Origin of the sequence: Providencia rustigianii DSM 4541, from assembly GCF_000156395.1 — a bacterium.
GTDB classification, from domain to species: domain Bacteria; phylum Pseudomonadota; class Gammaproteobacteria; order Enterobacterales; family Enterobacteriaceae; genus Providencia; species Providencia rustigianii.
Genome location: NZ_GG703826.1, coordinates 555 through 806, shown reverse-complemented (window position 1 = coordinate 806; position 252 = coordinate 555). Strand labels below are relative to the sequence as shown.

Genomic DNA, 252 nt, shown 5'->3' with positions numbered 1-252 from the left:
AATTTTGTCACTCTACCCCTGTATACTTCAACCAGAAAAAATCTAACGCCATGGTTCCCATCGCGCCTGCAACACCCGATGAAATCATGATCATGTATTCTGATGCTCCTGATTCGATAGCACCAAGACCACCAAGAAGCCCAGCAAACCCTGACACAACAACTTGCATTAAGGCATTTACCCAGCTCCACGCGGTATTATTTTTTCGTATATCAATGATATATCTCACAGCGCCTCCCCATGCGGAAATGA

1 protein-coding gene is annotated in these 252 nt (G+C 44.8%); it reads right to left on the bottom strand.

All coding sequences use genetic code 11. The features are described from left to right. Positions 1-7 precede the first annotated feature (7 nt). Complete coding sequence (locus PROVRUST_RS20805) at positions 8-250, bottom strand: phage holin family protein (RefSeq protein ID WP_248696651.1); 243 nt, start codon at positions 248-250, stop codon at positions 8-10. Positions 251-252: the final 2 nt, after the last annotated feature.